The following is a 26,619-nucleotide window of genomic DNA, read 5'->3' on the forward strand; positions in this document are numbered from 1 at the left end:
TTAAGCGGGATCGATAGCCACAACAAGACAATGGGGTTCGGCGATGGTGAAGCGGACATTGAAGTCATAGAGCCGCACGCCGTACTCCTTGTCATCGGTTTTGCCCTGCCGGTAGGCCGGGCGCGGGTCTTGTGCCAACACCTCAGTTAAAAACTCGGCCAACTGCGGATAACGTGCACGCGCTGCCGCCAGCTGCGACGTCGCCTGCTCACTCAATGCCACCTGCAACCGGGCCTTGGGCGCGTCGGGGGCAAAGCCGCCCTGCGCATTCGCGATGCTGTCGGCATAAGGGATATAAGGTTTGATATCGACGATCGGTGTGCCATCGAGCAGATCGACGGCGCCGAGCTCAAGCCACAGCCCACTGTTATCATGGGTGACGCCGAGCAGCGGCACGACGGAGAGACCGAGCGGATTGGGCCGAAAGGTTGAGCGTGAGGCGAACACGCCGACCCGCTCGTTGCCACCCAGGCGGGGCGGACGCACTGTCGGATGCCAGCCCTGCGCCATGGTTTGATGAAACACAAAGCTGAGCCAAAGATGGGAGAACTGCTCGATGCCGCGCACCGTATCCGGTTGGTTGTAAGGGGCGAGCAATTCAAGGCGGGCGGTGGCACTTTGTACCAGTCCCGGCTGTCGGGGGATGGCGAACTTCTCCTTATAGGGGGAGTGGATGATACCTAAGGTCGCAATCTCAAATTTCATATTCTCTTCGCTCAACCACTCTGACCAATACGTCTGTGCGCATCAAAAGCCGCGCAATCTATCACAGGCTGTCGGCTGCGCCCAGTTCGGCACCGAGCTCACGCAGCGCATCACGCAAAAGGCTGCGGTGACAGCGCGACTCATCTTCACAATAGCAACCGATGGAGAGTGCGGTGGTGTGTGACAGCGCCGCCAGGAGCGCCAGCGAATGGCGCGCCTCGGGACGCTTGAGCTCGGCGTGATAAGCGCGGACAAACTGGCGCCAGCTCTGCTCGTCACTGGCCGCCTGGCCAAGCTTCATGGTCTCACTGCTCGGTGCCAGATTGGGGTACCAGACATCGAACCAGTTGCCGCTGGCGTAGCTCTCTTTGGCCACCCCCCGCGGTGGGCGGCGCACGGTACCGACCCGCAGCCCTTCACCGGGTAGGCGAGGGGAGCCAAGACGCACGACGTAGAGCGGCATGATAAGGCTTACTTGGGCTCGGCGACTTTCAGCGCCTGGCCGTAGCAGACCACTTGCTGGAGGCAGCCCGGCGTGCCGGTGGTCTCGCTGCAGCGGTCAAAGACCACGCCATTACCGCCCATGTCGGCAGCCTTGCGGCGCGCTTCGGTGCGGGCATCACCAGCACTGGGCACCGGCTGGTTACTCGCTTCCTGGCAGGATTGACCTTCGACGGTGCCAAGGTAGAGGTAGTTCAGGTCGCTTAACTGATCCTGGGTGTAGACCTCGACGCTACCGGGTTTGAAGTAGGTGTCGAAGTTTTTCTTGTCGAGGTTGCTGTTGAAGGCGTAGTTGGCACAGCCGCTCACCAGCAGGGGCAGAATCAGGATCAGGGGTCTCATGGCGATATCCATTCTCGAACGGGAGCATCATTATAGGGGTGGCATCGGTCAGACGACCACCCCGAACTGTGGTTTCTAGTGGGCGGCCAGTCGCTGATGCAGACGACGATAGTCCACATCACTGGTTAGCAGGTTGGCGTGGCTGTCACAACGACGGATTTGGCCTGCCTCCATCAGGGCGATGCGATCCATCGACTCGAGTGCGGTCAGGCGGTGAGTGATCAGCAGCACAGTGCGACCCGCGCCCAGTGACAACAGCAGCGCCATGATGGCTTGCTCTGTTTGTCGATCCAGCCCTTCGGTCGGCTCATCGAGCAGCCACAGCGGTGCGTCGTGCAGCAGTGCGCGGGCAATGCCGATCCGGCGCAGCTCGCCACCGGAAAGCGATCGCCCTCCTTCACCCAGCCAGCTGGCCAGCCCGTCTTGCTCAAGTAGCGCCGCAAGCCCAACTTGCTGCAACACCTCGACCAGCCGCTCATCACTGGCATCGGGCGCGGCCAGCTTGAGGTTATCGCGCAGGGTGGCCGAGAAGAGGTGAACGCGCTGGCTCACGACCGTCATGGCACCGCGCAGGGCTTGCTCATCGAGTGCCTGCAGGGGTACGCCACCGAGCGTTATGCTGCCGCTGCCGGGTTCCCACTCACGGGTCAGCAGGGATAACAAGGTGCTCTTGCCGCAGCCGGTGGGGCCTAGCAGCGCCAGTTTCTCCCCCGGTTGTAAGGTCAAATTGCAACCCAATAAGACCGGTTGTTCACTGCCCGGATAGGTAAAGTGCAGATCCGCTAGCACCAGCTCACCCGATGCCGGACGTGGCTGATCGCCAAACTGCTGGGCCGGTGTGCGGTGCAGCACATCGCTGAGTCGGCGCGCCGCGGTGATGCTGGCGGTCAGGTGCTGGAAAGCGCCGGCAAGCGGCATGATTGACTCGAAGCTGGCCAGGGTGGCAAACACCATCAAGGCGGTAATGGGGTCAGGCAGTTGACCATTCACGCCGTGACCGGCCAGCCACAGCATCAATACCAGACTCCAGCCACTGATCAGGGTCATCAGGCCGCTGGCTACGCCGGTGATGCGAGCCATGGCATATTGCGAGGCGATAAGCTCGGCCTCATCGTGGGCCAGCGCGGCGCGTTGGATACCTGTGGCGGCAAACATCTGCAACTCTGCGTGGGCACCGAGATAATCAACCAGACGAGTGCGCAGTGCGGCGCGCCGCTCAACCAGTGCTTGGCCCGGCTTACGGCCAAGCAGGTAGAACAGCACCGGAAAGCCGAGCAGGGTGACCAGCAAAATCGTGCCGAGCGTCAGGGCGAGGCGGGTATCAAACAGGGAGAGAAATCCCACCATGCCAAGTGAGCCAATCAGCGCTACGCCGATGGGGGTGAGCAGACGCAGATAGACATGATCGAGGGCATCGATATCGGCAACCAGTCGATTGAGCAGATCGGCCTGGCGAAAACGTCCCAGCGAGGCGGACGAGAGCGGTGCGAGGCGCTGCCAGAACCAGCAGCGTAGCCGGGTCAGAACCCGGAAGGTTGCATCGTGGCTGACGACGCGCTCACCCCAGCGTCCGGCGGTGCGGATTATCGAGAAAAAGCGCACGCCACCGGCTGGCGTCATGTAGTTGAAGGTATCACGGGTGCTGACTGACAGCCCTGCCACAGCTGCAGCACTTAAAAACCAGCCAGAGAGTGAAAGCAGGCCCATGCCGGCAAACAGCGTCACCAGTGCCAGCAGCAGGCCAAGGGTCAGGCTCAGCCAGTGATAGCGATACAGGCGCAGGAAGGGGAGTAGTTCACGCATCGAGATCGCCTCCATCCCGTTGTGATAGCAAGCGGACAAAGGCACCGTTGCTGCGTTGCAATGTGCGCCAGTTACCCTGCTCAACTAACTTGCCTTGCTCCAGCACCAGGATCTGATCCATGGCTTCGAGTTGTTCAAGGCGGTGGGTGATCATCACCAGCGTCTGACGGCAGACTAACTCTGCGAGCCCGGCCATGACGCTCTGCTCCGAGGCGCGATCCAAACTGGCGGTGGGCTCATCGAGCACCATCAGCCAGGTAGGTTTGAGCAGAGTGCGCGCCAACGCAATCCGCTGCGCCTGTCCAACTGACAATCCAGACGCGCCATCACCAAGCGGATAATCGAGCCCTTTGGCGGCGACAAACTCCCACGCGTGGGCTTTTTTCAGCGCCTGCTCAAGCTGACTGTCATTGGCATCGGGAGCGGCCAGTCGCAGATTGTCACGAACCGATACGCTTAATAGCTGGGGATTTTGCGACAGCCAACCTACCTGACGGCGCCACTGCACCATGTCGAGCTCACTGAGCTCGGCGCCGTTGACCTTAAGCGAGCCTTTGTAGGGCATGAAACCAAGCAGCGCATTGATAAGCGAACTCTTACCGGCGCCACTGACGCCGACCAGTGCGGTTTGGCTGCCAGCCGCAACACTAAATGAGAGCGGGCCGACCAGCACCGTGCCGTCCGCGCTCAGCACTTGCAGGTCGCAGGCATCGATGGCAATCGGTGCGCTGGCATCAAAGGGGGTGGTGCCTGATGCCGGCTCGCTCACCTCGGCTTCCAAAAACGCCAGTAACTGCTCGGCAGCGCCGATAGCTTGGGCCTTGGCATGATAATGGGCGCCGAGCTCGCGCAGCGGCGCGTAAAACTCTGGCGCAAGGAACAGCACAAACAGGCCGGTAAACAGGGTCACGCTGGTGCCATAGTGACCAAAATTGAGATGGCCTATGTAGCTAAAGCCAAAGTAGACCGCGACCAGCGCCACCGATACCGCAGCAAAAAATTCCAGTACGGCGGTGCTGAGGAAGGCCAGTCGCAACACCTCCATGGTGCGTTCGCGAAAATCTTCCGAGGCTTGCTCGATAACCTTGCCCTCTGCGCTGGCACGCAAGAACAGCTGCAAGGTGCGCAGCCCCTTGAGCCGGTCAAGGAAGTGGCCGGAGAGGCGGGCCAGCGCCTGAAAGTTGCGGCGGTTGGCATCGGCAGCGCCCACGCCAACCAAGATCATAAACAGCGGAATCAGCGGCGCGGTACCCAGCAAGATAAGCCCGGCGGCCCAGTTCACCGGAAATACCGCCACCAGGATAACCAGCGGAATAAAGACGGCGATGGCCATCTGCGGCAGATAGCGGGCGAAAAAGTCCTGCATATCTTCTATTTGCTCCAGCAGCAGGCTGGCCCAGCTACCGGCTGGACGCTGCTGGATATAGGCCGGGCCAAGCGCCGTGAGGCGGCTTAGCACGAGATCGCGAATGGTTTGGCGCACCATAGCGCCGGCTCGAAAGCTGGCCACTTCCCGGCCATAAGCGACCAAGGCACGCAGCGCCATCAGCCCGAGCAACATGGCAAATTGGGGAAGAGCGTGGTCGGGGGAGAATTGCTCAATGATAAAGGCATGCAGCAGTGATGCCAGCAACCAAGCTTGCGCCACCAAAAGGACACCTTGCAGCAAGCCGAGCACGACGCTTAAGCCAATCCAGCGCCGACCATGCGCCGACTGACCACGTAGCCAGCCATACAGGCGTCGTTGAGTCTGTTTATCCATGCCACCTCCACGCTAAAGGTGGCGCAAGACTATCCGCGCTGTTTCACCTTGGCAACAGTAGAGACCGCAATAATTAACCCAGTAAGGATGAAAAAACATCAGGTTGTATAATTGCTGGTCGAACGACACGCTTTGCGTCAAAAAAGTGAACGCAAGCCGTTGCACTGACGATGAAAAACCATATAGTAGGCTGCACATTGCGGGTGTAGTTCAATGGTAGAACGGGAGCTTCCCAAGCTCTTAGCGTGGGTTCGATTCCCATCACCCGCTCCAATCGAATGCTTGGCGGGCATCGTATAATGGCTATTACCTCAGCCTTCCAAGCTGATGATGCGGGTTCGATTCCCGCTGCCCGCTCCAAACATGAAAAACCCGCTCATCGAGCGGGTTTTTTGCATTCAGCACGCTGAGCGCCATAACAGAAGAGGGCGCCTGGCGCCCTCTTGTGATTATTCGATTTCCAGCTCGCCGCAGAAGCGATAGCCTTCACCGTGGATGGTGGCGATGATCTCCGGGGTGTCGTTGGTGCTTTCAAAGTGCTTGCGGATACGACGGATGGTCACGTCAACGGTACGGTCATGGGGCTTGAGCTCGCGCCCGGTCATCTTCTTGAGCAGCTCGGCACGGGTCTGGATTTGGCCCGGGTTTTCGCAAAAATGCAGCATGGCGCGAAATTCGGAGCGCGGCAGCTTGAAAACATCACCGGTGGGGCTTACCAGCGCACGGCTATTGATATCCAGCGCCCAGCCATTGAACTTGTAGCGTTCAACCAGTTTTTTCTCTTCGTCATTACCGCCAACATGCATGGTGCGGCTCAGCAGGTTGCGAGCGCGAATGGTCAGCTCACGCGGATTGAACGGCTTGGTAATGTAGTCATCAGCGCCGATTTCCAGGCCCAGAATCTTGTCGACCTCGTTATCGCGGCCAGTGAGGAACATCAGGGCAATGTTGTCGTGCTCACGCAGTTCGCGCGCCAGCAGCAGGCCATTTTTGCCCGGAAGATTGATGTCCATGATCACCAGATTAACGCTGTGCTCGGTCAGCGCCTGGTGCATCTCGTCACCGTTATTAGCCTCAAGAACGGTGTAGCCTTCCGCTTCAAAGATACTCTTTAGAGTATTGCGGGTAACCAGCTCGTCTTCGACGATCAAAATATGTGGTGTTTGCATGAATGTTCCCAAATTCTTAGCAACTATTTGTTTGAAATTAAAAAAATGGTTTGGTCTGCCCATCGCCCGATGATTTTGTATGAAAAAAAATTACATCATCTTAGGGGGACAAACCTGCAAATCTGGCTAGGCACGCTCCGTTGCCACGGGATGACGCATGGCTTACATCGAGGCGTCATGTTCAAGAGGGTAGTCCATTACGGATGGTTGTCGCATTTTATCAGTTAACAGAGGCATAACAACACTCTTTGGAGTTGTCTAGCAACTTTTTAACTCCGGATTGATGTAAGTCAAATCGGTGACAACCGTTAAAATAAGGTCCCAAAAGGGTCAAGTCCCCAGTTGGTGTAGATTATTTGTTAAATGGCGCCAGGAAAAACTGATGTGGGAAAACTACAAAAAGATTCGCCTTCTTGCCAACGCTCCCCAGCCAGAGTGGGCATGTTTTGCCATTATTACGGCTTGGAATCCAGCCAGCACCCTACGCCATCCGGAAGAAAATGACGCACATCAGCAAGATTTGCTGAATCAGTTGATCAATTTCCCTTTGCTGGAGGTATGGGGATGTTCACCGGATTTGAGCTGGCGCGAACGCAGCGTGGCGGTGGCTTGTCCGTTGGCGTTCGCCCGGCAGTTGGCTATCCGGTTTGGGCAAAATGCCATCTATTGGGTAGATCAAGGGGAGCTCTGGCTGGTGCCGGTGTTGTTACAACATGAGGAGACAGTATCGCTTGGACCGCTGGTGGACTACTGGATTGCATCGGCGCCACCACCGGTGAAATAATGAACATGCACTATTGCCAAGGAGGCTGCGATGACCCTGCCAGAACCCTACGACTTGCTCCCCGATCTGTGTGATGACCATCTCGAACAATTGAGCATCTGCGCTCCGCTTTTCCACGATTTTGGCGGACGCAAAACCTTCAGTGGACAGGTGGTGACTCTGCGCTGCTTTGAAGATAACAGTCTGGTGCGCGATCTGGTGGCTGAAGAGGGTCGTGGCAAGGTGCTGGTGATTGATGGCGCCGGTTCGGTGCGGCGGGCCCTGCTTGGTGATCAACTGGCTGAAAAAGCGCTGGCTAATGGGTGGGAAGGGGTGGTGATCAACGGCGCGGTGCGCGATGTGGTCACGCTCGGCGCGATGGCGCTGGGGGTTAAGGCGTTGGCAGCATGCCCGGTTAAAACCGAGAAGCGCGGTCTGGGTGAGCGCGATGTCGTGGTGACGGTGGCGGGGGTGATTATCCATCCCGGTGACATGCTCTATGCCGATCCGAACGGGGTTGCGGTCAGCCGTGAGCCTCTCGCCACTCAAAACTGATAACCAATTCCTACGCTCAAGGTCGATTGCTTGTCGAGCAACAGGTCGGCGCGCAGTGCCAGCGAGGGCATCAGATCGTACTGGCCGTTAAACTGCAAACCGGTTTGCGGCCTGTCTTGATATTGCTGGCGCAGCTGACTGCCCAGCGCCAGTGATGGCAACAACTGATAGCGAACACCAGAGCCGACGTGGTAGCTGGATGGTTCGTTCCCGACATTGAGCGCCGAGCCGGCTTCGACAAAAAAGTGCCAATCGCCACCGAGAGGAATCCGGTATCCACTATCGACAAACCACCACTCATGACCCTCTTGAGGATCACGGTTCGCTGCGTGGTTATCACTGGTCAGCACACCGCTGTAACCGTGAGAATAAAATGAGGGGGAGATATCGGAGAGAACCTGATCCCACTCACCTGCGGCTGCGTGAAAGGAGAGCAGGCCGAACAGGGTTGCCAGCATGGGCGTCGCCACTTTTTTGACCATTACTCCCTCCTGCACCCATCACTGATTCTGTTCTCAACTATCAGGCATATCGCATGCCAAAAATAATATTGTTTCCTTAAAACGCACCCCACTATCACTCGATGGTTACTATCACAATGAGCCGACAGGGGATGAGTTGGTGGGATCTTCTTCACAATAGCAGAAAGCCGGCACTAGGCCGGCTTCCATTTAAGGGGGAGTGCATCAGGCAGCCTGATATTTTTCCCGAATCAGCTTATCGACCACGCCCGGATCAGCCAGCGTTGAGATATCACCGAGGCTGTCGGTTTCGCCGGTGGCAATTTTACGCAGGATGCGACGCATGATCTTGCCGGAGCGGGTCTTTGGCAGCCCTTCGGCCCAGTGGATCACATCCGGGGTGGCGATGGCGCCGATCTCTTTGCGCACCCACTCCTTGACCTCTTTGTGCAACTCTTTGCTTGGCACTTCGCCGGCTATCAGGGTGACGTAGGCGTAGATGCCCTGGCCCTTGATCTCGTGCGGAACGCCAACCACCGCTGCTTCGGCAATCTTGGGATGAGCCACCAGCGCCGATTCGATTTCGGCGGTTCCCATCCGGTGACCCGACACGTTTAACACGTCATCGACTCGGCCGGTGATCCAGTAGTAGCCATCGGCATCGCGGCGCGCCCCGTCACCGGTGAAGTAGCGGCCTGGGAAGGTTGAGAAATAGGTCTGCTCGAAGCGCTCATGATCGCCAAATACCGTGCGCATCTGGCCAGGCCAGGAGTCGGTCAGTACCAGATTGCCTTCGGTAGCGCCATCAAGGGGTTCACCCAGGTTGTCGACCAGAGCCGGTTGTACACCAAAGAAGGGAAGTGTCGCTGAGCCCGGTTTAAGGGCGGTGACGCCCGGCAGCGGAGTGATGAGAATGCCGCCGGTTTCGGTCTGCCACCAGGTATCGACAATCGGGCAGCGCTCATCACCGATGGTGCGGTAGTACCACTCCCAGGCTTCCGGGTTGATGGGCTCACCCACCGAGCCCATGATGCGCAGGCTTTGGCGCGAGGTGCCTTCAACTGCTTCCATGCCCTTGGCCATCAGGGCGCGAATGGCGGTTGGTGCTGTGTAAAGAATGGTGACCTGATGTTTGTCGATCACCTGCCCCATCCGATTCGTCGCCGGATAGTTGGGCACCCCTTCAAACATCAAAGTAGTGGCGCCATTGGCCAGCGGCCCATAGACCAGATAGGAGTGACCGGTGACCCAGCCCACGTCGGCGGTACACCAGTAAATGTCCTCTTCGTGGTAATCGAAGATGTAGCGAAAGGTCATCGCGGCATAGACCAGATAACCGCCGGTGGTGTGCAAGACTCCCTTGGGTTTACCGGTCGAGCCTGACGTGTAGAGAATAAACAGCGGCGCTTCGGCGTCCATCGCTTCCGGTGCACAGTCGTCACTGACCTGTGCGGCGGCATCGTGCCACCAGATGTCCCGATGAGCGTGCCAAGCGACCTCACCGCCAGTGCGCTTGAGTACAATCACCTTGCCCACCTTGGTATCGGGGTTGGTCAGCGCCTCGTCGACGTTTTTCTTGAGCGGTACTGCGCGCCCACCGCGCAGCCCTTCGTCGGCGGTGATGACGATCTTGGCGCCCGAGTCGATGATGCGGCCAGCCAGTGCTTCTGGCGAGAAGCCACCAAAGACTACCGAGTGCACGGCGCCGATTCGGGTACACGCCAGCATGGCGACAGCCGCTTCCGGCACCATCGGCATATAGAGACAGACTACGTCACCTTTGTGCACACCTTGCGCCTTGAGCACATTGGCAAATTTGCACACATCGGCGTAGAGCTCGCGATAAGTGAGGCTGCGCGATTCACTCGGGTTGTCCCCTTCCCAAATGATGGCCACCTTGTCACCGCGCACAGCCAGATGGCGGTCCAGACAGTTGGCGGAGATGTTCAGTTGGCCATCTTCAAACCACTTAATGGAGACATGGCCGGGATCGTAGGAGGTATTTTTGACTTTGGTGTAAGGCTTCATCCAGTCAACGATTCGCCCATGCTCGCCCCAGAAGGCATCGGGATCACGCAGGGATGCCTGGTACATCGCCTCGTAACCGGCGGCATCTATATGGGCTGAAGTGGCAATGTGGGATTTGACCGGGTAGACCTTGCTGTCGCTCATGGCTGCTCCTTGGCATACACATCCTTTTAATAATTGAGTAACAATCTAGGCGTTTGTTCAGGGAGAACAATTAGACTTTTGGATAGAGCTCCCATCAGTGGTCCTGCTTTTTTGCCCAGTAATCAGGTAATTGCTGTATTGCCATCGGCTGGCTAAAAAGATACCCCTGACCATCTTCACAGCCCAGGCTCTGCAAAAATTCGAGTTGTTCTGGCGTTTCAATCCCCTCGGCAGTGACCGTCAAATCCAGCGTGTGTGCCAGTGAAATAATTGAGCGACATAGCTCGCAGCTGTGGCGATCTTGCGGCAAGGGCTGCACGAACGAGCGATCGATCTTGATGCGGTCAATGGGGAGGGATTTGAGCAGGCTTAAGGATGAAAAACCGGTACCAAAGTCATCGATAGCGATATTCACCCCGAGTTGTTTCAACTCGGCAAATTTGATCAGGCTCTGATCCACCTGCTGCATCATGCTCTCGGTGATCTCCAGTTCCAGCAGGTGAGGCGGGAATCCGGTCTCTTTCAGAATGCGGGCCACTCGCGCCGTGTAATCACCGGCACGTAATTCACGAACCGAGACGTTGACTGCCAGCCGGGAGAGGGGGATTCCGCTTGCCAGCCAAGCACTGCCTTGGCGGCATGCCTCACGCATCACCCACTCGCCAATGGGTTCGATAAGTCCGTTTTCTTCCGCGATTGGGATAAACAGGTCCGGGCTGATAAGTCCACGCTCGGGGTGGCACCAGCGCAGCAGTGCTTCAACAGCTGGCTGATCATGATGGATTAACGAGTGGATCGGTTGGTAAAAGAGTGTGAATTCACCATGATCCAGCGCCAGCGCCAACCCTTGCTCGAGGCGCAGTTTGTCCATCGAACGCTGAGCCATCTCATGGGTATAGAGCAGGCAGAGGTTACGCCCTTGCGCTTTGGCCTCATACATGGCGCTGTCAGCTGCCTGTAATAACCCTTCTGGCGTGTCAGAATCCTTGGGAAATATCGCAATGCCAATACTGGCCGAAATGGTGACTGACTCTGCTGCCAGGCAAAACGGGGTGCGGATGGTCTGCAATACTTTTTCTGCCAAGCTCACCAACTCATTGGCGTCATTGACGACCGGCACCAACAGCAAGAACTCATCTCCCCCCTGGCGGGTCAGCACATCGCTGCTGCGAATCGTGCCGCGCAGCCGGTCTGCCAACAGGCGGAGCAGTTGGTCCCCGGCGCTGTGACCGAGCGTATCGTTAATCAGCTTGAAACCATCGAGGTCGATAAACAGCAGACCGAGTTGGTGTTGGTTGATTCGAGCGGTTTGTAACTCAATGGCTAATCGGTCTTGAAGTTTGTTGCGATTTCCCAGTCCGGTCAGCGGGTCGTGATAGGCAAGATGGTTGAGCTGCGCCTCAGCCTGACGAATGGCGGTGATGTCAGAAAAAGCGATGACATAGTGAGTCGCTGTGCGTCCATGCCCTTGTACGACACTGACATGATGCCAAGACGTAAACTGGCGGCCATCTTTGCGCACACAGACCATCTCGCCGTGCCAAGCGGGCTGTCGCTTGCCAAGCAACATCCAGGGATAGCTGGCATCTCCCTGACGACGCTGGTGTATTAGCATCTCTGGTGTGAGGCCAAACACATCTTCCAGACGATAGCCGGTGAGTCGGGTAAAGGCCGGGTTGGTGGAGATGATGCGATGTCGCTCATCCATGATGATGATCCCCTCGGCCGCCGTATCAAACACCAGATTGGCTTGACGTAGTTGTTCTTCACGGCGGCAGCGTTCGGTCACATCGATAAATACCCCGATCATCTGAGCTTTCGGATTGGTATCGGAGGCTTTGAAATCGGCATAGAGATCAATCCAGTGCAGCCCCCCGTCCGCAGCGGGATAAGCGAGCGTCAGGTTAAACGACTCTTTCTTTGCGATGGCTTTGCGTAGTTGCTGCTGCGAAGGCGCAATAAAACGGTTGATAAACTGATCTATCCCGTGGCAAAGCCCGTGTTCAAAGCTGAGGCTGAGGGTGTTATGGCCGCCCAGTTGCAGCTGATCGCGCTCCCGATCCCATTCCCACAATCCCAGATTGGCCGCCTTGATCGCCAGGCGCAGCCGCTCCTCGGTTTGACGAAGCGTCTGCTCTGTGTCACGCCGGGCTAGCGCCATCTGTAGCGTCGCTTTAAGCTCGCGCAGGTCAAAGGGTTTGAGCAGATAGCCGTATGGCAGACTCTCTTGCGCCTTCTCCAACGTCTTTTCTTCGGCGTACGCGGTCAGGAAAATCACCGGCAGTTGCCAGCGCTCAAAAATAGTACGGGCCGCCTCGGTACCATCAATCTCGTCTTCCAGATTGATATCCATCAGGATCATATCTGGCTGCAATGAGCCCGCCTGTATAATGGCATCATTTCCTTTCGAGACCATCCCGACCACCTCATAACCCAGGTGGGTGAGGCTGTTTTTGAGATCCAGCGCCACGATGCGCTCATCTTCCACGATCATGATGCGTTGATTCATGGTCCCTCTCATTTTTTGCCAAACAGAGTGATGTCGAAGCGGCTGCCGCTCTCGCAGGGGGGCTGGGTTAACTCACCTCCTGCCTGATCAATCAACAGGGGCAGCAGCTGAAAGCCCAGCGTTTCGGTCTCACCAAGACGGACTGTCGGCGGAATCCCGACCCCGTTATCCTGAACGGTGATACGGATGACATCAGCCTGCTGACTCAAAAAAATAGTGATAGTACCGACACGCCCGTCAGGAAATGCATGTTTGAAGGCGTTTGATACCAGCTCGTTAACTAGCAATCCGCACGGAACGGCATGTTGCAGATCCAGCGTAATCGGTTGCTCCGGATGGTTTATCTCAAGGCGCACCCTGCCGCTCTGAGCCAGATAGGTCTCCGATTGCAGCCGTGCCAGCCGCTGCAGATAGAGGCCAAGCTCGACCTGAGCATAATCGTTACGTTCGTAGAGCAGTTGGTGAATAAGGGCAATCGCCTTGACCCGTCCCTGGCTTTCGCTGAGCAATTGACTCGCCTCGCGGCTGGCATGGCGGGTTTGCAGGCTAAGCAGGCTCGACACCACCTGTAGGTTGTTTTTGACCCGGTGATGCACTTCGTTCAGTAGTGCAGTTTTTTCTACCAGTGCTTTTTGCAGCATGGCCTGATCCGCTTTACGGTTGGTGACATCCTGTATGGTGGCGAGAATGTGCAAGCGGTGTTCGGCCCGCAGGGGATTAAGTCCGATTTCGACCGGAAATTCGCTGTTATCTTTGCGCCGGGCATAAAGCTCTTTACGACCCGCCATATCGCGAGCATCCGGTTCATGCAGGTAGTGGTTGCGCTTGTGCAGATGATCCTCTCGGTAGCGCGTCGGCATAAGAAATTCGATGGACTGACCGATAAGCTCTTCCCGTGAATAACCGAACATCTGCTCAAGCCCGGCATTGACCAGTACCAGATGGCCGGTGTCGTCCACCATGGCCAAGCCGTCGGGGGCCGCCTCCACTACCTGACGAAAGCGCTCTTCCGATCGTTCGAGCGCATCGCGGTCCTGCTGCTGCGCGGTGATGTCCTGTACGATCGCGAGCACCCCGATGGGGCAGCCCTGTTCATCCACCAACGGGGTGTAAGTTGCCAGCCAGTGACGCTGACTGCCTCCGTGTGCGGCGGTATAACCACTGACGGGTAACTCAACAAAGGGCTCGCCGCTTTCGAGCACCTGTCGCAGCAGTGGCTCGACCGTGGGGGCCAGGGTCGGGATCACCTGGCTGACATGACGTCCTCGGTGCTCTTCAATCGAGCAGCCGTTGATATCGGCAAGGCGTTGATTGACCTCGCAATAATGTAAATGACGGTCGAAAATACCCAACCCCAGCGGGGCATCGGCAAAGAGTTGTAGCAGCAGACGGTGATCGCTAAAACCGCACTTATTCAAACTCTGAGGCGCACTAAACAGACCCGTCATCATGGGCTCCATCCGTTGGAGGTTTTCAAAAGAGTATGGCGGATGTGCGAAAAAGTGCGAAAACGGTGTGGTAAGGCAAATTAGCCTTTATGGCGTCCGAAGGCTTGCAAGCCACGCACCAAGATGAGGGCGCAGAGAGTGAGAAAGGGGAGGGATGAGAGCACGAATAGTAAGTTCAGTTCGACTCTCCCCAGATTGATAAAGCCAATCACTGAGAGCAGCAGTGCCAGCATGCCGGTGAGCTGAAAACGCCGGCGCAAGACCACCTCAACCCCCAGATTGGCCAGATAGAGGGTCAGCAGCATGCCACCGAGTCCCATCATCTGCGCCGCACCAAGACGTTCGTGATCCGCATCGAGCAACATGACCAGCAGTGGCCGCATCCCCTGCTCGGTCGGGAGCAGGATCAGCAGCCAGCAGGCGATCAGCAGCAGAGCGGTTTTCACAGCGTCGGCTTGACCAGTGTCAGGTAGTTGGCATCCATGGTTAAAAAGACGCCAAGCAGACGGGCGCAGGCGGCGTAAAAACCGTCGTCGTCATGGCTAATGCAGGCTTGCTCGACGTGGGGGAACCAGCGTAGCAGATGCTCGCGCAGCAGGGCCTCCTGCTCGCCTAGCCACTGTTCACGCTGGTCTGCATTGGCGGCTTCGGCGGCACGGATGATGAGATTGCCCATCAGATCCAGTTCGGTGGCCAGATGATCGAACGGTGCGCTGTATTTGTCATCGGCATGAATGTGCAACCGCTCCAGACGACGTTGCATCCGCTCGGCGCTGTGCTGCGCGTCCGGATAGGCCGATTCGTATGGTGATACCAGCGCGTTTTCGCCAAACAGGCGTTGGTGGTTGTGCGCCAGGCTGGCTTCACGATCTGTGTTGGCGAGCAGTGCGGCAATCGCCTGGTTGAGTCCGTTTACGGCGTCACGCATCGGGTCGAGGGTGGCAAGGCTTTTGAGAAAGCTGCGGACATCGTAACTGTCGTATTCGGCGATCTCCTCTTCGCTGAGCTCACGGCCAAACAGGGTGGCAAACCACCAGTACAGTTCGGCGCGGCGCTCGCTGGTCGCCATGAATTCCTGCATGTTTCCTCCATCGGGGGCAATCGGAGCCACGAGTGGTCCGATTCTAGCGACTTTGACCGTAAAGGCTACCGTTGCCGCAGGGATTGACCATCAAGGGCGATTGCGCCAGAGTCGGACCAGGACCGGTCCCACTACGCATCCTACAATTTATCAACAAATTTTTAAGTGGCCGGACTGTCTCTTTGATCCAGGTCACGGTACAATACCGTCGCCTTGATACCACCCACGCGCAAACGATTTTCAGGAGATAAACGGATGTTGAAACGTGACATGACCATCGCCAACTATGATCCCGAGTTGTGGCAGGCCATCACAGATGAAGACCGTCGTCAGGAAGAGCATATCGAGCTCATCGCGTCTGAAAACTACACCAGCCCACGTGTCATGCAAGCCCAAGGCTCGCAACTGACCAACAAGTATGCGGAAGGGTATCCGGGCAAGCGCTACTACGGTGGTTGCGAGTATGTCGATGTGGTTGAATCTCTGGCCATCGAACGTGCTAAAGAGCTGTTTGGTGCTACTTATGCCAACGTGCAACCGCACTCCGGTTCCCAAGCCAACAGCGCCGTTTACATGGCCCTGCTGCAACCGGGCGATACCGTACTGGGTATGAACCTGGCCCACGGCGGTCACCTGACCCACGGCTCTCCGGTTAACTTCTCCGGCAAGCTCTATAACATCATTCCTTACGGCATCGATGATACCGGCAAAATTGACTACGACGAGATGGAACGTCTGGCCGTAGAGCACAAGCCGAAGATGATGATCGGTGGTTTCTCTGCATACTCGGGCGTGGTCGATTGGGCCCGCATGCGCGAAATCGCTGACAAGATCGGTGCCTATCTGTTCGTGGATATGGCCCACGTGGCCGGTCTGGTTGCAGCTGGCGTATACCCGAACCCGGTGCCGCACGCTCACGTTGTGACCTCCACCACCCACAAAACCCTGGCCGGTCCGCGCGGTGGTCTGATCCTCTCTGCCGCCGATGACGAAGATCTCTACAAGAAGCTCAACTCTGCCGTGTTCCCGGGTGGTCAGGGTGGTCCGCTGATGCACGTGATCGCGGGTAAAGCGGTGGCGTTCAAAGAAGCGCTCGAGCCCGAGTTCAAAACCTACCAAGCCCAGGTTGTTAAGAACGCCAAGGCCATGGCTGCCACCTTTATCGCTCGTGGTTACAAAATCGTCTCTGGCGGTACCGACAACCACCTCATGCTGGTGGATCTGATCGGTCGCGAACTGACCGGTAAAGATGCGGATGCTGCGCTGGGCAAGGCCAACATCACCGTGAACAAGAACTCGGTACCGAATGACCCGCGTTCCCCGTTCGTGACCTCCGGTGTCCGTATCGGTACTCCGGCCATCACTCGCCGTGGTTTCAAGGAAGCCGAAGCGACCGAACTGGCTGGCTGGATCTGCGACGTGCTCGATAGCCACGACAACGACGCCGTACTGGCATCGGTGCGTGAGAAGGTACTGGCCATCTGCGCCCGTTTCCCGGTTTACGCCTGAGTTATCTGATAGTTAACAACAATGCCGCCCTCGGGCGGCATTGTTTTTTTCTGCGTGTTACACTGGCGCTCATTTCAAGCGAGAAGCCGTGGAGGCGCGATGCATTGCCCCTTTTGTAGTGCCGTGGATACCAAGGTGATCGACTCGCGGCTGGTGGCCGAAGGGCATCAGGTGCGGCGCCGGCGTGAGTGTCTGCAGTGCCATGAACGCTTTACCACTTTCGAGATGGCCGAGTTACTGCTGCCTCGGGTCATCAAGAACAATGGCTCGCGCGAGCCATTCAATGAAGACAAGCTGCGGGCCGGTATTTTGCGGGCGCTGGAGAAGCGTCCGGTGAGCATCGAGGCCATCGAGCAGAGCGTCAACCGTATCAAATCGGGTCTGCGTGCGACCGGCGAGCGGGAAGTTCCGAGCAAGCTGGTTGGCAACCTGGTGATGGAAGAGCTAAAGGGGCTCGACAAGGTGGCTTATATCCGTTTTGCCTCGGTATACCGCAGCTTTGAAGATATTCGCGAATTTGGCGAAGAGATCGCCAAGCTGGAGAAGTGATGTTTAGCCAAGACGATCATCGCTGGATGAGTCGCGCCCTCGAGCTGGCGCGGCGCGGCACCTACACCACCGCTCCCAACCCTTGCGTCGGCTGTGTGCTGGTCAAAGAGGGCGTGGTGGTGGGCGAGGGGTATCATCAACGCGCCGGCGAGCCCCATGCCGAAGTGCATGCCCTGCGCGCCGCAGGCGAGCAAGCCCGTGGCGCGACCGCCTACGTGACCCTTGAGCCCTGTTCCCATTTCGGTCGCACGCCACCTTGTGCCAATGCCTTGATTGATGCCGGTGTCGCGCGGGTGGTGGCTGCCATGGTCGATCCCAACCCGCAAGTGGCGGGGCGTGGATTGCGCATTCTCTCCGACGCCGGTATCGAAACAGCCCACGGACTGCTTTCCAGCGAAGCTGAAGCGCTCAATCCGGGCTTTTTCAAGCGCATGCGTACCGGTTTTCCGCGTGTCACCGTCAAACTCGGGGCGAGTCTTGATGGCCGCACCGCCATGGCCAGCGGTGAAAGCCAGTGGATCACCTCGGCGGCGGCGCGCCGTGATGTGCAGCGTCTGCGGGCCCGTCATGATGCGGTGCTCTCCAGCGCGACCACGGTTCTGGCGGATGATGCCTCGCTGACCGTGCGTTGGGATGAACTGCCCACTGAGGTCAAGCAGCACTATCCGCAAGCCGCGCTGCGTCAGCCCAAGCGCATTATCATCGATTCCCAAAATCGCCTGACACCAAATCAGTCCCTGTTTGGCAAGCCCGGTGAAGTATGGCTGGCCCGCCATACCCGTGACGGCCAGTGGCCCGAGTCGGTACGTGAAGTGGTCGTGCCCAAATTAGGCGCAGGGCTCGATTTGGTGAGTCTTTTTATGCAACTGGCGCGCGACAACATCAATGCCGTGCTGGTGGAGGCTGGACCTTCGCTGGCCGGGGCGCTGCTCAATGCCGGACTGGTAGACGAAGTGGTGCTCTATCAGGCACCGATCCTGATGGGGGATGCTGGCCGTGGGCTGTTCCATCTGCCCGGCCTCGAGCGTCTGGCTCGCGCCCCGAAACTCGAAGTGACTGACCTGCGTCGGGTTGGCCCCGATATCCGCATTACAGCCAAGGTGATTTGACATGTTTACCGGCATTATCGAAACCGTGGGAACCTTAAGCGCGCTGACTCGGCAGGGGGATGATTTGACCCTGACCGTGCATGCGCCGGGACTGGATTTCTCCGATGTGAAGCTCGGTGATTCCATTGCCACCAACGGGGTGTGCCTGACCGTCGTGAGCCTTGGCGATCACAGTTACAGCGCCGACGTGTCACTCGAGACCCTGCAACGCACCCGCTTTGCCGATGCCAAAGTGGGCATGCGGGTCAATCTGGAGAAGGCTCTGCTGCCGACTACCCGGCTGGGGGGGCATCTGGTATCGGGCCACGTCGATGGCATTGGCGAGGTGAAAAGCCGCAGTGCCAGTGGCCGTGCTATCGAATACTGGATTGCGGCGCCCGAGGCGCTGTCGCGTTATATCACCGAAAAGGGTTCGATTGCGGTGGATGGTATTAGCCTCACGGTCAACGCCGTCGAGGGAAACCTGTTTCGCCTGACCATAGTGCCGCATACCGCCCACGAGACTACCATCGCCGAGTGGAAGCCCGGATTTAAGGTGCATCTGGAAGTGGATCAGATCGCCCGCTATCTGGAGCGTCTGATGCAGGGGCGCGCAGCCGAAACTGGCTCGACCCTGACCATGGAAAAATTGGCCCGTTCGGGTTTTTTATAAGTTGCCCTATTGAAATCACTGACTTCCCCCCAATGTTGACGGGGTTAACTGACACAGTCTGGAGAGCAGCATGGCACTGAGCAGCACCGCCGAGATTATCGCCGACATCAAGGCCGGCAAGATGGTGATCCTGATGGATGACGAGGATCGCGAGAACGAAGGGGATATCATCATGGCCGCCTCCTGCGTGCGTCCTGAAGATATCAACTTTATGGCCCGCTTTGGCCGCGGGCTTATCTGCCTGACCTTGACCCGGGATCGCTGCAAACAGCTGGCTCTGCCGCTGATGGTCGATCGTAACAATGCCCAGTTCTCCACCGCGTTCACCGTCTCCGTTGAAGCGGCCGAAGGGGTGACCACCGGCATTTCGGCTGCTGACCGTGCCACCACGGTGCTGGCCGCAGTGGCGCCCGATGCCAAGGCGTCTGATCTGGTGCAACCCGGCCATATCTTCCCGCTGATGGCGCAAGATGGCGGTGTGCTGACCCGTGCCGGTCACACCGAAGCCGGCTGTGATCTGGCTCGTTTGGCTGGTTACGAGGCTGCAGCTGTGATTGTCGAGGTGCTCAATGATGATGGCACCATGGCCCGTCGCCCGGATCTGGAGCGCTTTGCAGAGGAACACGGTATCAAGCTCGGCACCATTGCCGATCTGATTGAATACCGTAACCAGCATGAAACCACCGTCGAGAAGGTGGCCGAGTGCCGATTGCCCACCGAGTTTGGCGAGTTCGAGCTCATCACCTTCCGCGACACCATCGACAATCAGGTTCACTTTGCCCTGAAGAAGGGCGATGTTCATCCGGAGCAACCGACGCTGGTGCGGGTTCACCTGCACGATGTGCTGGGCGATCTGCTGCTGACCGACCGCCATGCTGCGCGCAGCTGGCCGCTGCCCAAGGCGATGGAGCGTATTGCTGCCGAAGGTGGGGTGCTGGTCGTGTTGGGCGCCGAGTCCAACAGCCAGGATCTCATCAACCGGGTCAAACAGTTTGAAGCGGTGGATAAGGGTGAGCAGCCGGAAGGGGCCAAATGGCAAGGCACTTCGCGCCGTGTTGGTGTTGGCTCCCAGATCCTCAAGACCCTCGGTGTGCGTCAGATGCGCCTGCTGAGCTCCCCCAAGCGCTACCATGCGCTGGGCGGTTTTGGCCTCGAGGTGGTTGAGTACCTCAGCGAATAAGCAGACAGGCGTGGTGTTTGGCCACGCCCTGACGGTTTTGGTCACAGCGGCTTTATGCTAGACTGTGGCCACTTTTGACTTGGTCCCGTATCACAGGATTACCCATGAAGGTTATCGAAGGTCATATTGCCGCCCCCGAGGCGCGCGTTGCCATTGTGGTTGCCCGTTTCAACAGCTTCATCAACGAAAGCCTGGTAGACGGTGCTCTGGACGTGCTGAAGCGTCAGGGGCAAATCAAGGAAGACAATATCACTCTGGTAAAAGTACCGGGTGCCGTGGAGATCCCGCTGGTAATCAAGAAGCTGGCCAAGAGTGGTCAGTACAACGCCATCATTGGGCTGGGCACTGTCATCCGTGGCGGTACCTATCACTTTGATCTGGTGGCCAACGAGAACAGCAAGGGCATGGCTCAGGTGATGATGGAGTATGAAATCCCCGTCGCCTTTGGCGTGCTGACGACCGAAAACATTGAACAAGCTATCGAGCGCGCCGGTACCAAGGCGGGTAACAAGGGTGCAGAGGCTGCACTGAGCGCGCTCGAAATGATCAACGTCCTGAAACAACTGGGCGTGTAACGAGGAGAGAGAGATTGAAACCGTCTGAGCGTCGCAAGGCCCGTCATTTTGCCACCCAGGCCATCTACCAGTGGCAGATGACCAAGGATAACGTGGGCGACATCGAAGAACAGTTCAAGGTCGAACAGGATACCAAGGGAGTGGATCTCGGCTACTTCCGTGACCTGCTGTTTGGCGTGTCCCTGCACTGCAACGAACTGGACAAGGTCTTCTCCCCCTTCCTTTCCCGTCCGCTGGATGAGGTGGACATGGTGGACAAGGCGATCCTGCGTCTGGCCACTTACGAGCTGACCCGCCGTGATGATGTGCCGCCGCGCGTGGCCATCAACGAGGCTATTGAGCTGGCCAAGTGCTTCGCTGCTGAAGATAGCCACAAGTTCGTCAACGGCGTGCTGGATAAAGTCATCAAGTCGCTGGGCAAGAAATAATCGCCTGGTTGCACGAAACAGATAACGAGGAGCCAGCGCAAGCTGGCTTTTTACTGTATGGGTGAATTCGAGCTGATCGAGAAGTACTTCAAGGTTCTCAGCCGCCGTAAGGATGTGGACCTTGGACCGGGTGATGACTGTGCACTGCTGTCGGTTCCGCCCGATATGCAGCTGGCGGTGAGCACCGATACGCTGGTTTCGGGTGTGCACTTTATGCCGGATTCCGATCCGGTCGATCTTGGCTATAAAGCACTGGCGGTTAATCTGTCGGATCTGGCTGCCATGGGGGCAGAGCCGCGCTGGGTATCGCTGGCGCTGACCCTACCGTCGATCAACGAAGCCTGGGTGGCCGGTTTTGCCTCCGGTTTTCTCGAACTGGCCGATTACTACAACGTAGCGCTAGTCGGGGGGGACATGACCCGCGGTCCACTCTCCATCACTGTGTCGGTCAAGGGGACGGTACCACGCGGTAAAGCGCTGCTGCGAAGCGGTGCCAAAGCCGGCGATGCCATCTACGTGACTGGCACGCTGGGCGATGCTGCGCTGGCGCTCACCCATCTGCTGGGTCGCCGCACCCTCAACGATAACCAGTTGGCGGCGGTGTTGCCCCGCCTCGAACATCCCCATCCGCGTATTCTGGCCGGGCAGGCGCTGCGTGGCATTGCTACTGCTGCCATGGATCTCTCGGACGGGCTGGCCTCTGATCTTGGTCATATGCTGCGCGCCTCCGGGGTGCGGGCACGTATCCACCTCGATCGACTTCCCATGTCGCCGGTGTTAAAAGATGCGGTCTCGCAAGAAGAGGCCTGGCAGTTGGCGCTCGCCGGCGGCGATGACTATGAGCTGCTGTTTACTGTGCCCGAAGCCTATCGCGGCACACTGGACACGGCACTGGCGCACTGCGGCGTCAAGTTTGGCCGGGTAGGGCGCATCAGCGCCGGTGAGCCCGGGATTGACTGGTTGCTGCATGAAAAGCCGCAGCCGCTGCAGCTCAAAGGGTGGGACCACTTTGCATGATTAAACCCGAGCTCAAACGCCTCAATCTTGCCAATCCGCTGCACCTGCTGGCGGTGGGATTTGGTAGTGGCTTGTCACCCAAAGCGCCCGGAACCATGGGCACGCTGGCGGCAGTGCCTTGCTATCTGCTGGTAAGTGGCCTTGCGACGCCCTGGTTCATTGCCCTGTTAGTGCTGGGGTTTGTGGCCGGGATCCGCATCTGTCAAAGCGCCACCGACGCTATCGGCATGGATGATCACGGCGGGATTGTCTGGGATGAGTTTATCGGTTTTGGCGTCACCATGATCGCCGCACCGGCCGGCTGGCAGTGGGTGGTCGCCGGGTTTGTGCTGTTTCGGCTGTTCGATGTGCTGAAACCCTGGCCCATCTCCTGGTTTGATCGGCGTATTCATGGCGGGCTGGGTATTATGCTCGATGACCTGATTGCCGGGGTGTTTGCGCTTATCTGTATGCAATTGTTGGCCCATCTCTGAGATTTCGAGCTGGTCAGGTTATGGGGCGCTGAATGCGCCCCATATTTTTTGCTGATGATTATTTGCCCAGTGGCGCTTACTGCTGTAATCGCCATAAATATGCATAAAAATGCTCTGTGAAAGTGCTTTATTCTTAGTGATTCAAAAAAGAGTGACCTGCTAATAGATAGCGTACATTTTGAGCTTTACAGCGAGTTAACAGGGTTTTCTGGCGTTTATCACTGTAGTGTGAGGTATTTATCATATTTTTATCTGTGGTGAGTGCGCTGGATCACGGTCTCTTGCGGATAATTGTATAAATCCGTCATTTACAGAGCTGGTCAAACAGTTTAGGTTACAGACGGGTTATTCCAAAAAAATGCAAAAACCCGCGCGGAACGCAGGTTTGCCCAACACAGGGAAGTCAACAAAAAGCCCCCAGGGTAACACCGGCGTCTGCGGCCGATTTACGGATGAATTTGTTTGGGACGGATGTCCCCCGCAGAGGTAATCATGTCCTTGCTAGAAGTTAAAAACCTGCGGATCGAGTACCCCTCCCGCTACGGGGTGCACGCCGCGGTGAAGGATCTCTCTTTTTCTGTTGAAAAGGGGGAGATCGTCGGTGTGGTCGGGGAATCCGGCGCCGGCAAATCCACCATCGGTAATGCCGTCATCGATCTGCTCAGCCCTCCCGGTCGTATCGCCCGTGGCGACATCTATCTCAATGGCGAACTGATCTCCGGCAAGAGCCCGAAAGAGATGCGCGCCATTCGTGGCTCTCGCATCGGTTTCATCTTCCAGGATCCGATGACCTCGCTCAACCCGCTGTTTACTGTCGAACAACAGCTGGTCGAAACCATTTTGGTCAACACCGATCTTAATCGTGAGCAGGCCGTCGCCAAGGCGCTTGAGCTGATGACAGCGGTTGGCATTCCCAAGCCTGAGCTGCGCATTAAGCAGTATCCGCACCAGTTTTCCGGCGGCATGCGTCAGCGGGTGGTGATTGCCATCGCGCTGTCGGGTGACCCCGAATTGATTATTGCCGACGAACCAACCACGGCGCTGGATGTTTCCATTCAGGACCAGATCCTGCAACTGATCCGCAACCTGTGCAAAGAGCGTCAGGTGGGCTGCATGTTGGTCACTCACGATATGGGTGTAGTGGCGAATGTCACGGATCGGGTCGCGGTCATGTATCGCGGCGATCTGGTGGAGTTTGGTACCACAGAGCAGGTGCTGGGGGCTCCGAGCCATCCTTATACCCGCAGCCTGATCTCAGCCGTGCCGCGCTCTGACGTGAAGCTGGTTCGCTTCCCGCTGGTCTCCTATATCGAAGATGCCGGTGAAGCTGACAACAGCATTGATCTCAAGACTCACTGGCTGGGTCAGCGCCAGGATGAACGCACCTATGAAGGTGCCCTGCTGCGGGTCGAGCACGTCGATCTGAAATTCGTTACCAAAGACTCGATTTTCCCAAGCCGCCGCGAATATGTGCAGGCCTGTAACGATATCAACTTCGAGATTTTTGAAGGGGAAACCTTCGGTCTGGTCGGGGAGTCGGGCTCTGGTAAGTCCACCATCGCCCGTGCTATCACCGGTCTCTATCCGCCTGATGGTGGCAAGATCGTGTTTGAAGGCATCGATCTGACCGCCCTTAAGGGTGAGCATGAGCGTCGCCCGCTGCGCCGTGCCATGCAGATGGTGTTCCAAAACCCCTATTCATCGATGAACCCGCGTATGAAGGTGCGGGATATTATCGCCGAGCCGATCCGCTTCCACGGTCTTGCTGCTGGTGAGGCGCAAGTTGAGCAGATTGTGGCTGACTTGCTCGATCACGTAGGCCTTGGCCGCGCCGCCGGGGTCAAGTATCCGCACGAATTTTCGGGTGGTCAGCGGCAGCGTATCTCGATTGCCCGGGCACTGGCGACCCGCCCGCGTTTTCTCATCTGCGACGAGCCAACCTCAGCGCTGGATGTGTCGGTGCAAGCCCAGATCCTTAACCTGCTCAAGGATTTGCAGCAGGAACTGGGCCTCACCATGCTGTTCATCAGCCACGATTTGCCGGTGATTCGCCAGATGTGCGACCGCATCGGGGTGATGAAACACGGTCATCTGGTTGAAGTGGCCGAGACCGAAAAACTCTTTACCAATGCCGAGCATGAGTACAGTCGTTCGTTGATTTCACTGATGCCGGAATTTAAGGGAATGTCCCGTGAGGGGCTGGAAATCGCAAGCTAAAACATAGAGATAAGCATGGAGAATAATATGAAGAAAGGATTGTCCAAGGTTGCTCTGGCTCTGCTGGCCGCTGGCCTGGCCTTCAACGTCTCTGCCGCCGATATCAAGGTGGCCGTGGCCTCCGATCCGACCTCGCTGGACCCGCAGGAGCAGCTTTCCGGTCAGACCCTTGAAATGTCTCATCTGGTGTTCGACCCGCTGATCCGTTACAAGCAGGATCTCTCGTTCGAACCGCGTCTGGCTGAAAAGTATGAGCGCGTTGACGACAAGACCATGCGTTTCCATCTGCGCAAGGGCGTCAAGTTCCACTCCGGTAACGACTTTACCGCCGATGACGTGGTGTGGACCGTCAACCGTCTGAAGGCCTCTGCTGACTTTAAGGCGATCTTTGACCCGATCACCGAAGTGAAGAAAGTTGACGACTACACCGTTGATCTCATCACCGCCAAGCCGTTCCCGCTGCTGGAACAAACTGCCACCTATATCTTCCCGATGGACTCCAAGTTCTACAGCGGCAAGAGCGACGATGGCAAAGACAAGGCAGAAATCGTCAAGAACGGTTCTTCCTTCGCCTCTACCCACACCTCTGGTACCGGTCCGTTCACCGTCAAGTCCCGTGAGCAAGGCGTCAAACTCGAGTACGTTCGTAACCCGAACTACTGGGACAAGGGCTCCAAGGGTAACGTTGACAACCTGACCCTGGTGCCGATCAAGGAAGACGCCACCCGCGTAGCTGCTCTGCTCGGTGGTGACGTGGATGTGATCTACCCGGTTGCTCCGAACGATCTGGAACGTGTCGAGAAGGGTGCCAGCACCCAACTGGTTACCCTGCCGGGGACCCGTATCATCATGATCGACCTGAACCAGAACACCAATCCGGCGCTGAAAGACAAGCGTGTTCGTCAAGCTATCGACTACGCCATCAACCAGGTGGGTATCGTCGACAAGATCAACAAGGGCTATGGTACTCCTGCAGGTCAGCTGAGTCCGAAGGGTTATGCCGGTCATAACGATGCCCTGACTCCGCGCTACGATCTGGCCAAGGCCAAGTCACTGATGAAGGCTGCCGGTTATGAGAAGGGCTTCAAGCTCTCCTTCATCTCCCCGGCCGGTCGTTATGTGAATGACGTGAAGATTGCTCAGGCGGTTGGCGCCATGCTCTCCAAGATCAACATCAAGGTGGATCTGAAGACCATGCCGGTGGCCCAATACTGGCCGGAATTCGACAAGTGCGCCTCTGACATGCAAGTCATCGGCTGGCACTCCGATACCGAAGACAGTGCCAACTTCTACGAGTTCCTGACCTTCACCAAGGATGCCAAGACCGGTATGGGTCAGTACAACTGCACCGGCTATGCCAACGCAGAAGCTGACAAGCTGGTGGTGGCTGCCAACGCTGAAACCGATCCGGCCAAGCGTGCAGAGATGCTGAAGAAGGTCGAAGCCATCCTGGCTGAAGATGCTCCGTTCGTTCCGCTCCACTGGGAAAACCTCTCCTGGGGCGCCAAGAAGAACGTCGACATCAAGCCGGTGGTTAACGTAATGAACTTCCCCTACTTCGGGGATCTGGTGGTCAAGCAGTAATCCTCTGCTGACACCGAGGACCGGGCGGGGGCATGGCCCCCGCCTTTATAACGAG

25 protein-coding genes and 2 tRNA genes are annotated in these 26,619 nt (G+C 57.5%); 15 read left to right on the forward strand and 12 right to left on the reverse strand.

Translation table 11 applies throughout. The features are described from left to right. From tsaA to cydD, 5 genes are all read right to left on the reverse strand, one after another. Positions 1–705 carry a tRNA (N6-threonylcarbamoyladenosine(37)-N6)-methyltransferase TrmO gene (gene tsaA / locus BW958_RS00300; RefSeq protein WP_076573315.1) on the reverse strand — a complete coding sequence of 235 codons (705 nt, stop codon included), beginning with the start codon at positions 703–705 and terminating at the stop codon, positions 1–3. Positions 706–766: 61 nt separating this feature from the next. Beyond that, complete coding sequence (locus BW958_RS00305; protein ID WP_076573316.1) at positions 767–1,168, reverse strand: DUF488 domain-containing protein; 402 nt, start codon at positions 1,166–1,168, stop codon at positions 767–769. A gap of 8 nt (positions 1,169–1,176) precedes the next feature. Beyond that, positions 1,177–1,548, reverse strand: a complete 372-nt coding sequence (gene rcsF, locus BW958_RS00310) for an Rcs stress response system protein RcsF (RefSeq protein WP_076574048.1) — start codon at positions 1,546–1,548, stop codon at positions 1,177–1,179. A gap of 75 nt (positions 1,549–1,623) precedes the next feature. Next, positions 1,624–3,351 carry a heme ABC transporter ATP-binding protein/permease CydC gene (cydC, locus tag BW958_RS00315; RefSeq protein ID WP_076573317.1) on the reverse strand — a complete coding sequence of 576 codons (1,728 nt, stop codon included), beginning with the start codon at positions 3,349–3,351 and terminating at the stop codon, positions 1,624–1,626. Next, on the reverse strand, positions 3,344–5,113 hold the full coding sequence (cydD, locus tag BW958_RS00320) for a heme ABC transporter permease/ATP-binding protein CydD (RefSeq protein ID WP_076573318.1): 1,770 nt from the start codon (positions 5,111–5,113) through the stop codon (positions 3,344–3,346). Before cydD ends, cydC begins: the two co-directional genes overlap by 8 nt. Positions 5,114–5,312: 199 nt before the next feature. Between cydD and BW958_RS00325 the strand changes: the two genes are divergently transcribed. Together BW958_RS00325 and BW958_RS00330 are read left to right on the forward strand one after the other, a co-directional pair. Next, positions 5,313–5,386 (forward strand) — tRNA-Gly (locus BW958_RS00325). Between the two features lie 12 nt (positions 5,387–5,398). Continuing rightward, positions 5,399–5,473: transfer RNA gene (locus BW958_RS00330), tRNA-Gly, on the forward strand. A gap of 89 nt (positions 5,474–5,562) precedes the next feature. Here BW958_RS00330 and arcA read toward each other — a convergent pair. Then, complete coding sequence (gene arcA / locus BW958_RS00335) at positions 5,563–6,282, reverse strand: two-component system response regulator ArcA (RefSeq protein WP_076573319.1); 720 nt, start codon at positions 6,280–6,282, stop codon at positions 5,563–5,565. A gap of 382 nt (positions 6,283–6,664) precedes the next feature. Between arcA and BW958_RS00340 the strand changes: the two genes are divergently transcribed. After that, positions 6,665–7,066 carry a DUF3293 domain-containing protein gene (locus BW958_RS00340; RefSeq protein ID WP_076573320.1) on the forward strand — a complete coding sequence of 134 codons (402 nt, stop codon included), beginning with the start codon at positions 6,665–6,667 and terminating at the stop codon, positions 7,064–7,066. Positions 7,067–7,096: 30 nt separating this feature from the next. Then, positions 7,097–7,600: a putative 4-hydroxy-4-methyl-2-oxoglutarate aldolase gene (locus BW958_RS00345; RefSeq protein ID WP_076573321.1), complete on the forward strand. Its 504-nt coding sequence runs from the start codon at positions 7,097–7,099 to the stop codon at positions 7,598–7,600. Here the strand turns inward: BW958_RS00345 and BW958_RS00350 are convergent. The 6 genes from BW958_RS00350 to BW958_RS00375 all read right to left on the reverse strand — a co-directional run bounded on the left by BW958_RS00350 (position 7,591) and on the right by BW958_RS00375 (position 15,271). Continuing rightward, complete coding sequence (locus BW958_RS00350) at positions 7,591–8,082, reverse strand: hypothetical protein (RefSeq protein ID WP_076573322.1); 492 nt, start codon at positions 8,080–8,082, stop codon at positions 7,591–7,593. The genes BW958_RS00345 and BW958_RS00350 overlap by 10 nt on opposite strands. A gap of 204 nt (positions 8,083–8,286) precedes the next feature. After that, the gene (gene acs / locus BW958_RS00355) at positions 8,287–10,233 is read right to left on the reverse strand and encodes an acetate--CoA ligase (RefSeq protein WP_076573323.1); all 1,947 of its coding nucleotides are present in this window, start codon (positions 10,231–10,233) and stop codon (positions 8,287–8,289) included. A gap of 94 nt (positions 10,234–10,327) precedes the next feature. Then, a complete protein-coding gene (locus tag BW958_RS00360) occupies positions 10,328–12,742 on the reverse strand; it encodes a two-component system response regulator (RefSeq protein ID WP_076573324.1) in 2,415 nt (804 codons plus the stop codon). Between the two features lie 8 nt (positions 12,743–12,750). After that, positions 12,751–14,193 (reverse strand): PAS domain S-box protein, encoded by a 1,443-nt coding sequence (locus BW958_RS00365; protein WP_218641720.1) that lies wholly within the window; start codon positions 14,191–14,193, stop codon positions 12,751–12,753. Between the two features lie 77 nt (positions 14,194–14,270). Beyond that, positions 14,271–14,636 carry a hypothetical protein gene (locus tag BW958_RS00370; protein ID WP_076573326.1) on the reverse strand — a complete coding sequence of 122 codons (366 nt, stop codon included), beginning with the start codon at positions 14,634–14,636 and terminating at the stop codon, positions 14,271–14,273. Further along, positions 14,633–15,271, reverse strand: coding sequence for a molecular chaperone TorD family protein (locus BW958_RS00375; protein WP_076573327.1), 639 nt, complete (start codon positions 15,269–15,271; stop codon positions 14,633–14,635). Before BW958_RS00375 ends, BW958_RS00370 begins: the two co-directional genes overlap by 4 nt. 255 nt (positions 15,272–15,526) lie before the next feature. Between BW958_RS00375 and glyA the strand changes: the two genes are divergently transcribed. The 11 genes from glyA to BW958_RS00430 all read left to right on the forward strand — a co-directional run bounded on the left by glyA (position 15,527) and on the right by BW958_RS00430 (position 26,564). Beyond that, positions 15,527–16,780: a serine hydroxymethyltransferase gene (glyA, locus tag BW958_RS00380; RefSeq protein WP_076573328.1), complete on the forward strand. Its 1,254-nt coding sequence runs from the start codon at positions 15,527–15,529 to the stop codon at positions 16,778–16,780. A gap of 99 nt (positions 16,781–16,879) precedes the next feature. Continuing rightward, positions 16,880–17,329: a transcriptional regulator NrdR gene (gene nrdR, locus BW958_RS00385; RefSeq protein WP_076573329.1), complete on the forward strand. Its 450-nt coding sequence runs from the start codon at positions 16,880–16,882 to the stop codon at positions 17,327–17,329. Then, a complete protein-coding gene (gene ribD, locus BW958_RS00390; RefSeq protein ID WP_076573330.1) occupies positions 17,329–18,438 on the forward strand; it encodes a bifunctional diaminohydroxyphosphoribosylaminopyrimidine deaminase/5-amino-6-(5-phosphoribosylamino)uracil reductase RibD in 1,110 nt (369 codons plus the stop codon). Before nrdR ends, ribD begins: the two co-directional genes overlap by 1 nt. A gap of 1 nt (position 18,439) precedes the next feature. Beyond that, positions 18,440–19,090, forward strand: coding sequence for a riboflavin synthase (locus BW958_RS00395; protein ID WP_076573331.1), 651 nt, complete (start codon positions 18,440–18,442; stop codon positions 19,088–19,090). A 70-nt stretch (positions 19,091–19,160) separates the two neighbouring features. Then, a complete protein-coding gene (ribBA, locus tag BW958_RS00400) occupies positions 19,161–20,270 on the forward strand; it encodes a bifunctional 3,4-dihydroxy-2-butanone-4-phosphate synthase/GTP cyclohydrolase II (protein ID WP_076573332.1) in 1,110 nt (369 codons plus the stop codon). A 104-nt stretch (positions 20,271–20,374) separates the two neighbouring features. Continuing rightward, complete coding sequence (ribE, locus tag BW958_RS00405; RefSeq protein WP_076573333.1) at positions 20,375–20,845, forward strand: 6,7-dimethyl-8-ribityllumazine synthase; 471 nt, start codon at positions 20,375–20,377, stop codon at positions 20,843–20,845. 14 nt (positions 20,846–20,859) lie between these two features. Next, positions 20,860–21,273: a transcription antitermination factor NusB gene (gene nusB, locus BW958_RS00410; protein ID WP_076573334.1), complete on the forward strand. Its 414-nt coding sequence runs from the start codon at positions 20,860–20,862 to the stop codon at positions 21,271–21,273. A 57-nt stretch (positions 21,274–21,330) separates the two neighbouring features. After that, on the forward strand, positions 21,331–22,290 hold the full coding sequence (thiL, locus tag BW958_RS00415) for a thiamine-phosphate kinase (RefSeq protein ID WP_076573335.1): 960 nt from the start codon (positions 21,331–21,333) through the stop codon (positions 22,288–22,290). Beyond that, a complete protein-coding gene (locus BW958_RS00420) occupies positions 22,287–22,763 on the forward strand; it encodes a phosphatidylglycerophosphatase A family protein (RefSeq protein ID WP_076573336.1) in 477 nt (158 codons plus the stop codon). Before thiL ends, BW958_RS00420 begins: the two co-directional genes overlap by 4 nt. 492 nt (positions 22,764–23,255) lie before the next feature. Continuing rightward, a complete protein-coding gene (locus BW958_RS00425) occupies positions 23,256–24,980 on the forward strand; it encodes an ABC transporter ATP-binding protein (protein ID WP_076573337.1) in 1,725 nt (574 codons plus the stop codon). A gap of 27 nt (positions 24,981–25,007) precedes the next feature. After that, entirely contained in the window at positions 25,008–26,564 is a 1,557-nt protein-coding gene (locus BW958_RS00430) for an ABC transporter substrate-binding protein (RefSeq protein WP_076573338.1), read from the forward strand. Positions 26,565–26,619: the final 55 nt, after the last annotated feature.

It is taken from the genome of Aeromonas sp. RU39B (genome assembly GCF_900156095.1).
GTDB lineage: Bacteria > Pseudomonadota > Gammaproteobacteria > Enterobacterales > Aeromonadaceae > Aeromonas.

Coding starts and splice junctions, on each gene's coding strand:
- glyA (WP_076573328.1), top strand. CDS start 15,527: ATGTTGAAACGTGACATGACCATCGCCAACTATGATCCCGAGTTGTGG.
- BW958_RS00340 (WP_076573320.1), top strand. CDS start 6,665: ATGTGGGAAAACTACAAAAAGATTCGCCTTCTTGCCAACGCTCCCCAG.
- BW958_RS00360 (WP_076573324.1), bottom strand. CDS start 12,742: ATGAATCAACGCATCATGATCGTGGAAGATGAGCGCATCGTGGCGCTG.
- thiL (WP_076573335.1), top strand. CDS start 21,331: ATGGGTGAATTCGAGCTGATCGAGAAGTACTTCAAGGTTCTCAGCCGC.
- ribBA (WP_076573332.1), top strand. CDS start 19,161: ATGGCACTGAGCAGCACCGCCGAGATTATCGCCGACATCAAGGCCGGC.
- BW958_RS00430 (WP_076573338.1), top strand. CDS start 25,008: ATGAAGAAAGGATTGTCCAAGGTTGCTCTGGCTCTGCTGGCCGCTGGC.
- cydD (WP_076573318.1), bottom strand. CDS start 5,113: ATGGATAAACAGACTCAACGACGCCTGTATGGCTGGCTACGTGGTCAG.
- cydC (WP_076573317.1), bottom strand. CDS start 3,351: ATGCGTGAACTACTCCCCTTCCTGCGCCTGTATCGCTATCACTGGCTG.
- arcA (WP_076573319.1), bottom strand. CDS start 6,282: ATGCAAACACCACATATTTTGATCGTCGAAGACGAGCTGGTTACCCGC.
- BW958_RS00350 (WP_076573322.1), bottom strand. CDS start 8,082: ATGGTCAAAAAAGTGGCGACGCCCATGCTGGCAACCCTGTTCGGCCTG.
- BW958_RS00365 (WP_218641720.1), bottom strand. CDS start 14,193: ATGATGACGGGTCTGTTTAGTGCGCCTCAGAGTTTGAATAAGTGCGGT.
- tsaA (WP_076573315.1), bottom strand. CDS start 705: ATGAAATTTGAGATTGCGACCTTAGGTATCATCCACTCCCCCTATAAG.
- BW958_RS00420 (WP_076573336.1), top strand. CDS start 22,287: ATGATTAAACCCGAGCTCAAACGCCTCAATCTTGCCAATCCGCTGCAC.
- acs (WP_076573323.1), bottom strand. CDS start 10,233: ATGAGCGACAGCAAGGTCTACCCGGTCAAATCCCACATTGCCACTTCA.
- nrdR (WP_076573329.1), top strand. CDS start 16,880: ATGCATTGCCCCTTTTGTAGTGCCGTGGATACCAAGGTGATCGACTCG.
- ribE (WP_076573333.1), top strand. CDS start 20,375: ATGAAGGTTATCGAAGGTCATATTGCCGCCCCCGAGGCGCGCGTTGCC.
- BW958_RS00375 (WP_076573327.1), bottom strand. CDS start 15,271: ATGCAGGAATTCATGGCGACCAGCGAGCGCCGCGCCGAACTGTACTGG.
- rcsF (WP_076574048.1), bottom strand. CDS start 1,548: ATGAGACCCCTGATCCTGATTCTGCCCCTGCTGGTGAGCGGCTGTGCC.
- ribD (WP_076573330.1), top strand. CDS start 17,329: ATGTTTAGCCAAGACGATCATCGCTGGATGAGTCGCGCCCTCGAGCTG.
- BW958_RS00345 (WP_076573321.1), top strand. CDS start 7,097: ATGACCCTGCCAGAACCCTACGACTTGCTCCCCGATCTGTGTGATGAC.
- BW958_RS00425 (WP_076573337.1), top strand. CDS start 23,256: ATGTCCTTGCTAGAAGTTAAAAACCTGCGGATCGAGTACCCCTCCCGC.
- BW958_RS00395 (WP_076573331.1), top strand. CDS start 18,440: ATGTTTACCGGCATTATCGAAACCGTGGGAACCTTAAGCGCGCTGACT.
- BW958_RS00305 (WP_076573316.1), bottom strand. CDS start 1,168: ATGCCGCTCTACGTCGTGCGTCTTGGCTCCCCTCGCCTACCCGGTGAA.